The organism is Acidobacteriota bacterium, assembly GCA_039028635.1.
In the GTDB taxonomy this organism is placed as follows: domain Bacteria; phylum Acidobacteriota; class Thermoanaerobaculia; order Multivoradales; family JBCCEF01; genus JBCCEF01.
The window spans coordinates 33,852-46,939 of sequence record JBCCHV010000032.1 but is presented as its reverse complement, the minus strand read 5'-3'; the positions used below and the strand labels follow the sequence as shown (position 1 = coordinate 46,939).

13 protein-coding genes are annotated in these 13,088 nt (G+C 66.4%); 9 read left to right on the top strand and 4 right to left on the bottom strand.

Going from position 1 to position 13,088, the window contains the following annotated elements; all coding sequences use genetic code 11:
- Nucleotides 1–23: 23 nt before the first annotated feature.
- From AAF604_14230 to AAF604_14215, 4 genes are read left to right on the top strand one after another with little or no spacing between them, the layout of a single operon-like run.
- Complete coding sequence (locus tag AAF604_14230; GenBank protein ID MEM7050821.1) at nucleotides 24–1,202, top strand: acyl-CoA dehydrogenase family protein; 1,179 nt, start codon at nucleotides 24–26, stop codon at nucleotides 1,200–1,202.
- 3 nt (nucleotides 1,203–1,205) lie between these two features.
- Nucleotides 1,206–2,204, top strand: coding sequence for a methylmalonyl Co-A mutase-associated GTPase MeaB (gene meaB, locus AAF604_14225; protein MEM7050820.1), 999 nt, complete (start codon nucleotides 1,206–1,208; stop codon nucleotides 2,202–2,204).
- Nucleotides 2,201–2,596 carry a methylmalonyl-CoA epimerase gene (gene mce / locus AAF604_14220; GenBank protein MEM7050819.1) on the top strand — a complete coding sequence of 132 codons (396 nt, stop codon included), beginning with the start codon at nucleotides 2,201–2,203 and terminating at the stop codon, nucleotides 2,594–2,596. The genes meaB and mce overlap by 4 nt, the downstream gene beginning before the upstream one ends.
- Nucleotides 2,593–2,919 (top strand): hypothetical protein, encoded by a 327-nt coding sequence (locus AAF604_14215; protein ID MEM7050818.1) that lies wholly within the window; start codon nucleotides 2,593–2,595, stop codon nucleotides 2,917–2,919. Before mce ends, AAF604_14215 begins: the two co-directional genes overlap by 4 nt.
- A gap of 9 nt (nucleotides 2,920–2,928) precedes the next feature.
- Here the strand turns inward: AAF604_14215 and AAF604_14210 are convergent, their stop codons facing one another.
- Nucleotides 2,929–3,267, bottom strand: coding sequence for an STAS domain-containing protein (locus AAF604_14210; GenBank protein ID MEM7050817.1), 339 nt, complete (start codon nucleotides 3,265–3,267; stop codon nucleotides 2,929–2,931).
- 319 nt (nucleotides 3,268–3,586) lie between these two features.
- Between AAF604_14210 and AAF604_14205 the strand changes: the two genes are divergently transcribed.
- On the top strand, nucleotides 3,587–4,735 hold the full coding sequence (locus AAF604_14205) for a hypothetical protein (protein ID MEM7050816.1): 1,149 nt from the start codon (nucleotides 3,587–3,589) through the stop codon (nucleotides 4,733–4,735).
- Between the two features lie 30 nt (nucleotides 4,736–4,765).
- Here the strand turns inward: AAF604_14205 and AAF604_14200 are convergent, their stop codons facing one another.
- Entirely contained in the window at nucleotides 4,766–5,920 is a 1,155-nt protein-coding gene (locus AAF604_14200; protein ID MEM7050815.1) for a pyridoxal phosphate-dependent aminotransferase, read from the bottom strand.
- A 47-nt stretch (nucleotides 5,921–5,967) separates the two neighbouring features.
- Between AAF604_14200 and AAF604_14195 the strand changes: the two genes are divergently transcribed.
- Together AAF604_14195 and AAF604_14190 are read left to right on the top strand one after the other, a co-directional pair.
- On the top strand, nucleotides 5,968–6,237 hold the full coding sequence (locus tag AAF604_14195; GenBank protein ID MEM7050814.1) for a TfoX/Sxy family protein: 270 nt from the start codon (nucleotides 5,968–5,970) through the stop codon (nucleotides 6,235–6,237).
- A gap of 266 nt (nucleotides 6,238–6,503) precedes the next feature.
- Nucleotides 6,504–6,770, top strand: coding sequence for a hypothetical protein (locus AAF604_14190; GenBank protein MEM7050813.1), 267 nt, complete (start codon nucleotides 6,504–6,506; stop codon nucleotides 6,768–6,770).
- A 243-nt stretch (nucleotides 6,771–7,013) separates the two neighbouring features.
- Here the strand turns inward: AAF604_14190 and AAF604_14185 are convergent, their stop codons facing one another.
- Both AAF604_14185 and AAF604_14180 read right to left on the bottom strand, forming a co-directional pair.
- A complete protein-coding gene (locus tag AAF604_14185) occupies nucleotides 7,014–8,312 on the bottom strand; it encodes a tetratricopeptide repeat protein (GenBank protein MEM7050812.1) in 1,299 nt (432 codons plus the stop codon).
- A gap of 16 nt (nucleotides 8,313–8,328) precedes the next feature.
- A complete protein-coding gene (locus AAF604_14180) occupies nucleotides 8,329–8,685 on the bottom strand; it encodes a hypothetical protein (protein ID MEM7050811.1) in 357 nt (118 codons plus the stop codon).
- Nucleotides 8,686–8,809: 124 nt separating this feature from the next.
- On the opposite strand from AAF604_14180, the gene AAF604_14175 reads away from it, so the two are divergent.
- Nucleotides 8,810–9,802: a pyridoxal-phosphate dependent enzyme gene (locus AAF604_14175; GenBank protein ID MEM7050810.1), complete on the top strand. Its 993-nt coding sequence runs from the start codon at nucleotides 8,810–8,812 to the stop codon at nucleotides 9,800–9,802.
- 116 nt (nucleotides 9,803–9,918) lie between these two features.
- Nucleotides 9,919–12,846 carry a VWA domain-containing protein gene (locus AAF604_14170; protein MEM7050809.1) on the top strand — a complete coding sequence of 976 codons (2,928 nt, stop codon included), beginning with the start codon at nucleotides 9,919–9,921 and terminating at the stop codon, nucleotides 12,844–12,846.
- Nucleotides 12,847–13,088: the final 242 nt, after the last annotated feature.

The window sequence follows — 13,088 nt, the reverse complement described above, 5'->3', positions numbered from 1 at the left end:
ACTTCTCTCCCCTTCGAGGTGTCATGACAGCCCTTCTCGAGGAATCTCCGTCGATCGATTTCGCCCTCACCGAAGAACAGCGCGCCGTCCGCGATGCGGCCCGCGACTTCGCCCGCAAGGAGCTCGATCCCATCGTCGAGGAGATCGACGAGAGCCAGACTTTTCCGGTCGGCCTGTTCAAGAAGGCCGGTGAGCTCGGTTTCCTCGGGGTGATCTTCCCGGAGGAGCTGGGTGGCGCCGGCATGGGCTACGTCGAGTACGTTCTCGTGATCAACGAGATCGGCCGCGTCGACCCGTCTCTCGGCCTCAGCGTGGCGGCCCACAACTCGCTGTGCACCAATCACATTTACAAGTACGGCAGCGACGACCAGCGTCAGCGCTGGGTCCGACCGCTCGCCGCCGGTGAGAAGATCGGTGCCTGGAGCCTGACCGAGCCCGACGCCGGCTCCGACGCCGCCGGCACCCGCACCCGCGCCGAGAAAGTCGATGGTGGCTGGGTGCTCAACGGCTCGAAGACCTTCACCACCCACGGCACCGTCGGCGACGTCTGTGTGGTCTTCGCGGTGACCGATCCGGCCGCCGGCCGCCATCGCAATGTCTCCGCCTTCGTGGTCGAGAAGGGCATGGATGGCTTCCGCTCCGGAAAGAAGGAAGACAAGCTCGGCTGTCGCGCCTCGGACACCGCCGAGGTGGTGATGGAGAACTGCTTCGTTCCCGAGGATTATCTTCTCGGCGAGGAAGGCTCCGGATTCCAGCAGGCCCTCGGCATCCTCGATGGCGGTCGAATTTCGATCGCGGCTCTCGGATTGGCGGTCTCCCTCGGGGCCTTCGACACGGCTCGCGACTATGCCAAGCAGCGGGAGCAATTCGGGCGGCCGATCAGCCAGTTCCAGGCGGTGCGTTTCCACTTCGCCGAGATGGCGACCCGCATCGCCGCCGCCGAGGCGCTGACCTTCCAGGCGGCCTTGGCGATGGATCGCGGTGAGCGCGTCACCCGGCTGTCTTCGCAGGCCAAGCTCTACACCAGCGAGACGGCGGTGTTCTGCTCCGAGCGTGGGGTCCAGATTCACGGCGGCTATGGCTTCATCAAGGATTACCGGGCCGAGAAGTACTACCGCGACGCCAAGATCTGCACCATCGGCGAGGGCACCAGCGAGATCCAGCGCATGGTGATCGCTCGTCAGCTCCTCAAAGGGGCCTGAGCGGTGGCCGAATCTCCGCGGCCGCGCCGGGTCGAAGAAGACCTGGACCGGCTGGTGGAGCGGATTCTGAAACGGCACACCCGGTCGGTGGCGCGCGCCATCAGCCTGGTGGAGGACGGCGGCGCCACCCAGCGGGAGCTGGTGCGTCGCCTCTACGGCCGCACCGGCCGGGCGCGGGTGGTCGGTTTCACCGGGCCGCCGGGGGCCGGCAAATCAACCCTGGTCAACCGCTTCGCGACCCTCTGTCGGGAACGCGACGAGACCGTCGCCGTGCTCGCCGTCGATCCGTCGAGCCCTTACACCGGCGGTGCCATCTTGGGGGACCGCATTCGCATGCAGTCCCTCTACCTCGATCGCGGCACCTACATCCGGTCGATGGCGACCCGAGGTGCGATGGGCGGGCTGGCCCGCGCCACCCATGACGCCATCGACGTGCTCGACGCGGCGGGCTTCGATTGGGTGCTGGTCGAAACCGTCGGGGTCGGTCAGGACGAGGTCGACATCGTGCGCAGCGTCGACACGGTGGTGGTGATCACCGTGCCGGGGCTGGGCGACGACATCCAGGCGATCAAGGCCGGCATCATGGAGATCGCCGATGTCTTCGTGATCAACAAAGCCGATCGCGAGGGCGCCGACCGCACCGTACGAGACCTCGAAGGCATGCTGGGACTGGCGGAGCACCATCCGGAGTGGCCGCCACCGATCCTCAAGACCATCGCCTCCCGTGGCGAGGGCCTCGAGCCTCTGCTCGAAGAAATCGAGCGACACCGCGGCTGGCTCGACGACACCGGCTTGCTCACCGACCGACGCCGAGCCCGGCTGCGGTTGCGGGTCGAGGCCATCCTGAAAGAGCGCATTCTGCGAGCCGCCGATCAGGCTCGGGGAGTCGCCCAGGAGGTCGATCGATCCCATCGCGAAGGGCACGATCCCTACCAGGTGGCGGAGCGTTTGTTCGCCGGCGCCGTGGCCGGCTCTGCTGGCGGGGAAGGGAGAGAAGGATGATTCAAGGCGTCGACCATATCGGCATCGCAGTGCGCTCGATCGCCGAAGCGCGTGGTTTCTACGAAGCCCTCGGCCTCGCCGTCGAAGAGATCGAAGAGGTTCCTCGAGAAGGGGTTCGGGTGGCGATGATTCCCTGCGGCGAAAGCTGTATCGAGCTGCTGGAGCCGACCCGCGAGGACTCGCCGATCGCGCGATTCCTGGAAACTCGGGGACCGGGAATCCATCATCTCTGCCTGCGCAGCTCCGACATCAACACCGACGAGGGGGCTCTGCGCGAGCAGGGGTATCGGCTACTGCGGCCGGAACCGACCCGCGGTGCCGGAGGTTGCTGGGTGCAGTTCGTCCACCCGAAGAGCGCCGGCGGAGTGTTGGTGGAGCTGTCTCAGAAGTGATCTCGCCGGGCAATGTGGTGTTGGCCCACCTGGTCAACCCGACGGAGAAATTCTGGGGGATCTTGCAGGAGCTCGGCGTCGCCGGCGTCACCCTGCGGGCGATCAACGTCTCGTCCTTCGACGATTTCCTCGCCCAGGCGGCGCGGCGAGAGCCCCCGAGCCTTGGGCTCTCGACGATGTTCATTCCGCTTTTTCGGGTGGAGAGAATTTTCCTCGACGAGCCGATCGGCCAGGTCGAGTCCTACTGTCAGCGCTTCTACCGCCGGGTGGGGATGAGCGTTGAAGACTACTGCCGGGGCGACGACGGCGAAGTTCCTTCCTGAGTCCCCTTCTCAGTTGGGCATCATGCGGCCGATGGCGAGCGCCTCGTCCTCGAAGACTCCCAGCACCCGGTGAAGACGGGTGAGCTGAATGATCGAGCGCACCGTCGGATTGGGGCCGACGAGAGCGATGTCACCACCGACGGCGCGGCAGCGCTTGAGCAGGGTGACAAACAAGAACAGTGCGCTCGAATCGACGAATCTCACCTTTGACAGGTTGAGGATCAGCAGGGGATTGCCGGAGTCCACGAGATCGGTCAGTTCGTTACGCAGGACCGGGGTGGCGCTGGAATCGATGTCTCCGCTCAGGGCGACGACCTCGATCGGCCCCTCGGATCGGGTTTTGAGCATCCGTTGACCTCCTTGTTCGGCACGGCCGTCGAAGGCGGTGCTACCGGTGTAGATAGCAAGACGTTTGCCAGCTCATCCCGCGGGATAGAACCGGCGCTTGGCGCTTCGACGCCGCCATGGTGTGTCGCTTCGACCAGCGATGAGGCACCCGGCCGTTTCGATTCGGAACAGCAACCCTGGATCAGGATGCTCGTAGGTAGGCGTGGCGATGAGAAATCAAAGTAAGAGAACAGCCTTCAATTTAATTTTAGCATGTACGCTCTTCTTTGCCTCTTCCCCTGGGTTCGGCCAGGGACTGCAGGAGCGCTATGCGGCGTCCGTGGAACGCTACGAGGCCGGTGACTTCGAAGGCTTTCTCGCCGCCACCGGAGCCGCCCTCGAGCTGGCGCCGGATCATCTGAGATTGCGCTACAACCTGGCCTGCGGCCAGTCCCTGACCGGCGATGCCGCGGCCGCCGGCAAGACGCTACGCGAGCTGGCCGCCGGAGGAGCTCATTTCGATCTCGATTCCGAGAAGGACTTCGATCCCATCCGGGCGACCCGTTCCTTCCGGCGCGCCCGTCGTGCGATGGCGAAGCTCGAGAAACCGGTCGGTCGGGCGTCGCGGGAAGCCACCTTGAGGGCAGCCGGTGCCCTGCCGGAAGGCATCGCCTACGACGAGACCAGCCGCACGTTGTTCGTGGGAACCGTGCGAGGACGAACTCTGTACCGCATCAGCGATGGCCGGAGCGAGGCTTGGCTGGGGCCGAAAGAGGGCCTGCAGGGAGTTTTCGGCATGGCCGTCGACAGCCCTCGCCGGCGCCTCTGGCTGTGCAGTGCCGCGGTGCCCGAGATGGTCGGCTACGACGCCGACCAGGCCAACCGAGCGGAGCTGCTGGCGGTAGGCCTCGACGATGGCGTGATCGATCGTCGGCTGCTCCTGCCGGAGGCGGCGCGGGATTGCAATGATCTGATCGTGGCCGACGATGGGGGAGTCTTCGTGGCCACCAATCGCGGTGGCATGGTCCTACGGCTGGCTGCGGGTGGAGAGAGCTTCGAGACGCTGCTGTCGGCCGGTACCCTGCGCGCGCCGGGAGGCCTGGCGCTGAGCGCCGATCAGCGTTCCCTGTGGGTCGCCGACTGGTCGCGAGGTCTGTGGCGGATCGAGATCGAGTCCGGGGAGGCTCACCCGATCCTGGGTGAGGACAGATCGATCTTGCGTGGGGTCGATGGTCTGGTGCGCGATGGCGATCGCCTGATCGCCGTCCAGAACGGCTTCCGGCCCCACCGGGTGATCTCCTGGAAGCTGCAAGGCGACCGCATTGTGGACGAGAAGGTGCTGCTGCGCCACCACCCGGACTTCGACGAGCCGACCTTGGCCTTGCGCACCGGTCGGCGCCTCCTGATCATCGCCAACAGCCAGTGGGAGACCTTGGCCACGGGAGGTGAAGGGCGGGATCCGGTGGTGCTGTCGCTCGCTCTCCGCTGAGGGGAACACCGAGCTTCCGAAGGGCGTTCCTCAGGCGCCCGATAGCAGCTTTCGAAGCACCTCGACTCCGCGCTCCACGACCTCTGGTGAAGCCGACGTGAAGCACAGCCGCACGTGATTCGGGAAGGGACCGAAGCTCGGTCCCGGAGCCAGGAACAGGCCGTGGTCGGCGCAGTCTTCGAGAAATCCCAGCAGGCCGCGTTCGTCGAGCTTGGCGCTGACGTCGAAGAACAGGAACGTGCCCCCGGCCGGGGCCGGAAGGTCGAGGGATTCGGCGGCTCTCCGGCCGAGATCCGAGTAGCGTCGGCGGGCCGCCTCGAGCCAACCATCGCCCGCCGGCGAGAGCACCGCCTGGGCGGCGAGCTGACCGGCCGTCGGAGCGCTGTAGAAAGTATGGGTCGACACCTTGCGGACTTCGGCCATGGCTGCTGCCGGTCCTACCAGGTAACCGCAACGATTGCCGGCCATGCCGAAGGCCTTCGAAAAGGAGTAGGCCGAGAAGGTCCGTTCGGAAGCGTAGCGTCGGCAGTAGGCCGGCTCGCCGCTGTACTGCAGGTCCTCGTAGACCTCGTCCGACAGCAGCCACAGGCCGCGGCGCCGAGCCCAGCCGCAGATCTCCTCGAGCAGGGCCGGTGGCAGGAGATGCCCAGAGGGGTTGTTGGGAGTGTTGAGATAGAGCGCGACGGTGCGTCGAGTCACCGCGCCGTCGAGGCGTTGCAGGGTGTCGTCGGCGGCCCCGTTGCGCTCGAACACCGGCACGGCGACGGCGCGTGCCCGGGCAGCCCGCACGATGCCGGCGATCAGGGGCCAATAGGGAGCCAGGATCAGCACTTCGTCGCCGGGTTCGAGAAGCGCGCCGGTTACGGCTCCGAGGGCACCGGTGGCGCCGGTGGTCATCAACACCGAGTCGGCTGAAGTGACGATGCCGGTGCGTTCGGCCACCCGCTGGTGGAGGGTCGCGATCAGCTCCGGAAGGCCATGGGGCGTTGCGTAGCGATGCATGCCCGGATGATCGGCCACCTGGAGGTCTTCCATGCGGGCGCCGATCGCTGGCTCGAGCCAGGTATCGCCGACGTGTAGGGGGTAGACCTCCCCGGGGAAATCGGCGATGCGCGCCGCGAGGGCGGAAAACACCGATCCCGAGATCCCCTGGACCGTCGACGAGAAATCGGGGTATTTCGGCATCCCGCAACGATATCGCCTGCGGCTATGCTCGGGACATGGAAAAGGCCCTGCCGGCCGACTTGCTGGCGCTGTCGAATCTCGGTCCGACCAGTGTTCGTTGGTTGGTCGAGGTCGGGATCGAACGCCCCTCGGATCTCGAGACCCTGGGCGCTGTCGAAGCCTACCGGCGAATCCGCGGTGCCGGCCTCGCCGTCAGTCTCAATCTTCTCTACGCCCTCCACGGCGCTCTCTGGAACGTCTCCTGGATCGACTTGCCGGCCGAGGTCAAGGCGGACCTTCGGCAAGCGGTCCGATCCGCCGACGAGGCCGAGACGTAACTTCTTTGCAACCCAAGGAAGCTTCATGTGGTCTCGACTCGAGCAAGAGCTCAAGGTAGAGGCCGGACCAATGGCGCCGCCGTCGGACGGTCGCGAAAGTCGGGAATTCCGACTCGGAAGGGCAGGATTCCGGCGGGAATCATGACCGATTCTTGGAAAAAGCTGCCCTGTTTTCGCCTCCTACGGCACCATTCTTTACACATGGCTCGATGTGAGGGCCATGAATTACATGAGCGTCTTGTGAGGAGATCGTAATGCGGAGAGGTATGCGTTGGATTTGGAGTGTCGCTCTGGTGCTGAGTCTGTTGGTGGTTCCCATCACCTGGGGAGAGCCGATGGCGGCGCAGGGAACGCCGAAAGTGGGGTGGATCGAGCGAGTTTGGGATTGGGTGGAGAGCTTTGTCGGTGCGGGCCAGAGCAGCCGCACCGAGTCACGATCGACCCCTCCCGATTCGGGGGAGCCCGGAGCGGGAGAGTCGGACAACAACGAGACCGGCCCGATGATCGATCCCTCCGGCCACTCATTCCACTAGCTGGTTGCTGAAGGACTCGTTGGCTATCGGTTCCCGGGCCTGAGAGGGCCCGGCACCGGCGAAGCTGCTACGACGGAAGAGCAGGCCGAGAGCCTTGCTTCTTGGATCGGAGTTCTCCTCGTCGAGGGCTCTGATCCTGGGTTCGCAGCACTTCCGATGGCTTCAGAAAGGCTCGCCCACGTCCTTAATCGACGGTGGCGAGCCTTTTCTTGCTTCCCGAGGCTTTGTCCTGCGGTCAGCGACTCAGGCGCTTTGGCGAGCCTGCTCGATCGCTCCCGCGATCTGCTGGATCTGAGCCAGTGTTTCGGCGCCATGGGCGACCGACTGCCGCAGCATGGCGAGGGCGGTGAGGGCTTCTGGAGCGATGCCCAGACTGCTGAACACCGAGAACATCTCGCGGGCGAGCTCCTGCAAGTCTCCGACCCGACCCTGATGAACGAAAAGCTCCGCCAAGTCGAGGGAAACCAGCGCCGCATCGTGGAGAAACTCCTCCTCGACGAAGCGCTCCCTCACCCGCAGGAGGATGCGCTCGCTGTCTTGGAACTGAGACAGATCGCGGTAGATCTTGGCCTCGGTCCAATCGAGCCTTAGCCGATCCGTTTCGCCGGCGCCGACTCGGTAGATCGGTCGCGCGCGGTCGATCAGGCCGATCGCCTCGTCGAGGGCTCCCGTCCGCGACAGCATGAAAGCGAGGTTGTGAATCCCCGACAGAAGAGCCTTGAGATCGCCGTTCGGACCGATCTGCTCGAGGGCCTTCCAGACCGTCGAAATGGCTTCTTCGTGGCGTTCGAGATCAGTCAGACACATCGAAGCCTTGATCAGGCACTGGGCGGCCGACGGGCTGTCGCCGAGGCGGCGGTAGGCGCGCTCGGCTTCGCGCAGGAGATCGAGGGCTTCCGGCCAGCGGCTCTGGGAGTAGCGCTGAGAGGCCAGGAAGAAAAGGAAATCGGCCTGGAGCTGGGGGTCGCTGGCGGCACGCTCGATAACCAAGGCTGCGGCGCGGAATTCACGATCGGCCCCGTGGGGGTCGCCGGTGATGCGTTTGCCGTTGGCGAGCTCGAGGAGGGCGCGGGCGAGCAGCTCTTCGTCTCCTTTGATGGCTAGCTGACGCGCGATGGCCACCGCCAGCTCGGCCTGGTGGAGGCCTTCGGCGGGGTCCTCGTGGCGCAGGGCGATACTGCGCTCGATCAGCAGGTGGCAGACCGCCCGGCGGCGGTACTTGGAGGAGTTTTGCAACACCATGGCGCGGCGACCGAGGGGCAGCGCCTCGATGTCGGCGAGTAGCGCTTCGGCTTCGAGATGCTCGCGATCGACCAGCTCGATCAGCTCACCGGACTTCTCGACCAAACGGTCGAAGATGCTGTCCAGAGCCTTTTCCGACGGTTTCTCCTGTTGCGAGATGCGGAGAGCTCGCGAGGCCCGTTGCGAACACTCTGGGCAGCCGGCCAGGAGGTGGCGGACCACGGTTTGGCGCTCGTGCTGGTCGCATTGACCTTCCAGCAGATGGTCGAGGGCGGCCGTGGGATGTCGAGGGGCGTTCATGGTGTGCTCCCGGAGGTCATCGATCGGTTTCACCGGTCCGGTCGCGCTCCAGGGTCACCGCGCGCTGCGCCACCTCCTCGACGAAGCGATTCACGGGACCAGCGAAGACTCCCGGTGCCAGCTCCTTGCCCAGTTTCTCGGTGCAGTACATATCGTAGTGAGCGGCGAAGAACTCACCGGGATCCTCGTCGAGAGCTCTCAGGAGGGAGAAGAACTCTTCCAGAGTCAATCCGCTTCGCCCATGGAACACGTCATCGAGCCACTGTGTCGAACGATCGATGGCTTGGCACAGGTCTTCACGAGAAAGTTCGCTGTGCTCGACCTTGATCGCCAGCAGGCCAATGACCTCCATAGCCTCTCGCTGGGCGTTCATAATTGGTGTTTCATCCTATCGGTTCTGTCGCTTGTAAGCAAGTCGTTTTATTCGACAATTGAGTTTTCGTGGCGGCCGTCCGCTGGCGAGCTGGAACCGCCTTCGCGGGTATAAGCTGGGGCTCATGATCGCGCCTCCCAATGCTACCGCTCTGCCCTCCCTTGGGGATATACGAAAAGCCGCCGAAACGATCGCCAGCCGAGCCCACCGGACGCCTCTGTTGACCTCGCGGGCCCTCGACGATTGGCTCGGGGCGCGTTTGTTCTTCAAGGTCGAGTGCTTTCAGAAAGCCGGCGCCTTCAAGTTTCGTGGCGCTTGCAACACGGTCTTCTCCTTGTCCGAAGACGAGGTCGCGCGCGGCGTGTTGACCCACTCTTCCGGCAATCATGGAGCGGCCCTCGCCCTCGCCGCCCGGCTGCGAGGGGCGCGCTCCTGGGTGGTGATGCCGCGCGATGCGCCGCAGGTGAAGCAAGCCGCCATGGCCGCCTACGGGGCCACCCTGGTGCCCTGTGAGCCGACGCCGGCGGCGCGCGAAGCAACCGCCGCCGAGCTGCTCGCCGAGACCGGTGCGACCTTCGTCCATCCCTTCGATGACGTGCGTGTCATCGCTGGCCAAGGCACGGTGGCCCTCGAGATCCTCGACGACGTGGACGATCTCTCGCGGCTGATCGTGCCGGTGGGCGGCGGCGGGTTGCTGAGCGGCACCGCCATCGCCGTGACCGAGACCACATCGGATGTGCGAGTGGAGGCCGCCGAGCCCCTCGCCGTCGACGATGCGGCGCGCTCCTTCACCAGCGGCGAGCGGCAACCGGCGGTGGTCGCGCCGACCCTGGCGGATGGTCTGCGCACCGGCCTGTCGCCGCGCACCTTCCGGGCCCTTCGAGAGCGCGTGAGTGCTGTCATGACGGTCAGTGAAGAGGCGATCGTGAAGGCCATGAGGATGCTCTGGGAGCGCCTCAAGGTGGTGGTCGAGCCCTCCGCCGCGGTGCCCGTCGCCGCTCTCCTCGAGCATCCCCCGCAGCCGGACGAGCGCATCGCCATCGTGCTCACCGGTGGCAATGTCGATCTCGAACGTCTGCCCTGGATCGATCAGACCCTTCCGACGCCATCACCGTAGAATAGAGACGGACGGCGGCCGCCGCCCCGCGGCGCGCCGGCACCGAGTCCAATGCTCTGAGATCAGGCTCGAGGACCCCTGAGCCGAAGACTTCACCGAACCGGGAATCGAATATCTTGAAGAGGAACCTCGTCACTCTCCTCGTTGCCCTCGGGTTGGCAGCCTTCCCCGCCCTGCAGGCGGACGAGCTGCGGCTGACCAGCGACCGCGTGATGATCGAAGTGCTCGATGGCCGTGGTCGCGCCGTCGAGGAGCTGTCCGGCGACGACCTCGAGATTCTCGAGGCCGGCGAGAAGCGCTCCGCCCTCGAGCTGCTGGCGCCCGGCGCCACCGGCCGGGAGCCTTGGCGCATCACCCTTCTCTTCGATGCCGTGCTCACCGGCGACGGCTCGATGGCGCGCTCGGCGCGGGTGCTCGAAGAGCAGGCCGAGGCGCTCGCCGATCTGGGTTGGGTGGAGGTCGTGGTGGCCGACCCGGAGCCGCGGCTGGTGCTGCCGGCGAGCCGCGACGCGGTGGCTCTGTCGAACGCTCTGGGACGGGTCTCGCTGCTCGAAGAAGCTTCCGATGCTCTGACCCGCGAGCGGCGAGAGACGCTCCGCCTACTGGCCGCCATCGGCGATCCCGAGGAGCGCCAAGAGGCTCTGGTCGAGGCGGTGCAGCGGGAGGAAGCGCTGGTGCTGGAACGCCACCGGGTGTGGCTGAGCTGGCTGGCGGCGGCTCCGCCGCGCGGTCCCCAGGCGGTGCTGCTGGTGAACGATGGCTACGACCTCGATCCGGCCGCCGGCCTGGGAGCCCTCGCCGGTCTCGAGCTGGCGCCCGAGCGCTCCCTGCTCGAGCCCTCCCAGGATCTGGCGCGTGCCCTCGCCGCCTATGGCTGGGTCGCCCTGCCGGTGGCGCTGCGCCAGGCGCGGGATAGTCAGGGGTCGCGCTTCGGAGCGGTCTATCGGGGCGACGATCCCGGCGGGGAAGACGTTCCCGTGCTCGGCACCATTCGTCTCCCCGGCCGGCGCAGCGCCGAAGAGCGGGCGGCCGAGGACGAGGTCGATCCGTTCCCTGCGCAGCCCTATGACGGGCTGCGGGCGTTGGCTCAGACCACCGGCGGTGAAGTGCTGGCCGAGACCGCCGCCGTCGGTGATGCGCTGGCACGGCTCGCGACTCGTTGGGAGCTGCGCTTTTCCGGAGCGCGCCATCCGGCCAGCGAAGGCAGTTTGCTCGAGGTGCGGCCTCAAACGACGCGCTGGCAGGTTCGCGGGCCCCGTTGGGTCGGTGGTGCGACGCCGTCGGCGGTGGCCGCGCTGCGCGCTGATCGGCTCCTCGCCGGCGACGATCTACCCTCCGATCTCGAGGTGGTGGCGGTGGTCGAGAAGGATCCCCCCCAGCCGCGGCTCGAGGCTCGGGTGGCGGTCGGGCCAACCTCGAGTCCTTTGCCCCGCGTCACTTTGGTGGCGATCGACGGCGAGGGCAAGCGCCAGGTGATCCATCAGCGAGTCGATGGGGTGCGCGGCGAGGACGCGGCCCAACTGCGTCTTTCGCTGCCCATCGATCTGGCGCCCGGGGTCGATCGCGTCGCGGTGTTGGTGGAAGATCTCGCCAGTGGACGGTGGGGCGGCACCCTCGCCGGCTTGGTGGTGCGCGGCGAGGAGTCGGAGGCCGCCCGCGACGCCTTCTTCGATGCCGATCTCGGACTGCTACCGGCCCCCAAGGCGGTCAATCTCTTGCGTCCCGAAGGCGGGGTCCTGCGGGGCGAGGTGACCTTCGAGACCGTGGTCTCCGATCCCGCCGTTCGTCGCGTCGAGTTCCTGCTCGATGGTCGCACCGTCGGCGAGCGCTCGAGCGCTCCTTATGCGGTTCCCATCGGTCTCGGACGGCTGCCGCTGCGACGCGTCATCGAGGCGCTCGCCTACGAGGCCGCCGGCCAGCTCGTCGGTCGTGACGAGCTGGCCGTCAACGAGGGTGGTCGCGAGCTGACGGTTCGGATCACCGAGCCGGTCGATCCCACCGCCATCGCCCGCTCCTTCGACGTCGCTGCGGAGATCGACGTGCCCGAGGGGCGCCGTCTCGAGCGGGTCGAGCTGTTCTGGAACGATCGGCTGATGGCGACCCTCTTCAGCCCCCCCTTCCGTCACCGCATGCCGGCGATCGAGGGCGATGCCGGCTTCGTACGGGTGGCGGCGCGCCTCGACGACGGCACCATCGCCGAGGACTCGATGGTCCTCGGCCAAGGCAGCAGCGAGCGGGTGGAGGTCAATCTGGTGGAGCTCTACGTGGTGGTGGCGGATCGCGCTGGACGGCCGGTCAAGGGGCTCGAGCGCGATGTCTTCGAAGTCCGCGAAGGGGGGCAGACCATGGCGTTGGCGGGATTCAGCGATGCCAGCGACATGCCGATGACGGTCGGCATGGCGATCGACTCCTCGGCCAGCATGTTCGCCAAGCTGCCCGCCGTTCAGGAGGCGGCGCGGGCTTTCCTCGACGGCCTCGAGGCCGGTCGCGATCGCGCCTTTCTGGTCGAGTTCGACAGCCGGCCTTCGCTCGCCTCGGCCCCCACCGACGACCTCGGGCGGGTCGCCGAGGCGGTCTCCGGCCTGGAGGCCGGAGGCCAGACCTCGCTCTGGGAGTCGATCGTTTTCTCCCTCGTGCAGCTTCAGGGCTCGCGTGGGCGCAAGGCCCTGGTGGTCTACTCGGACGGCGCCGATCAAGACAAGGGCTTCCGCTACCGCACCTGCCTGCGGTTCGCTCGCAAGCTCGGCATTCCGGTCTACGTCATCGTTTCCAACAACGAGGCGGTGCGCACCGAGGGCTTGGGTCTGCGGACCTTCGGCGATCGGCTCGAACGGCTGACCTCGGCGGTCGGGGGCAAGACCTACCTGGTGCGGTCGGGTCAGGATCTCGGCGACGTCTACCGCGAGATCGAACGCGAGCTGTCGAGCCAGTACCTGCTGACCTACTACTCCGACACCCAGGGCCTGCGCGGCTGGCGCGGAGTCGAGGTCGATGTTCAGGGCCGCGGTCTCTCGGCCCGCACCGTCGCCGGCTTCGATCGCTAGACCGGCCTTCCAAGCGAAGCTCTGCCCGCTGCACCCTCCAACGCTCGATTCATCGATGGATCGGGCCCGGTGGGGCTTTCGGTGCTGCGTCTGGAGTCGTCGCCTCCGGCGACCAGTGTCCACCGGAGGCGACAGTCGTCATCCTTTCTGGATATCTACCTGACGCTTTCCTGACGTCCCTTGTCTCAACCATTGGCGGGCCAAGCACCCCTTATTTTAGAGCTGAGACCCTCAAGAGGATC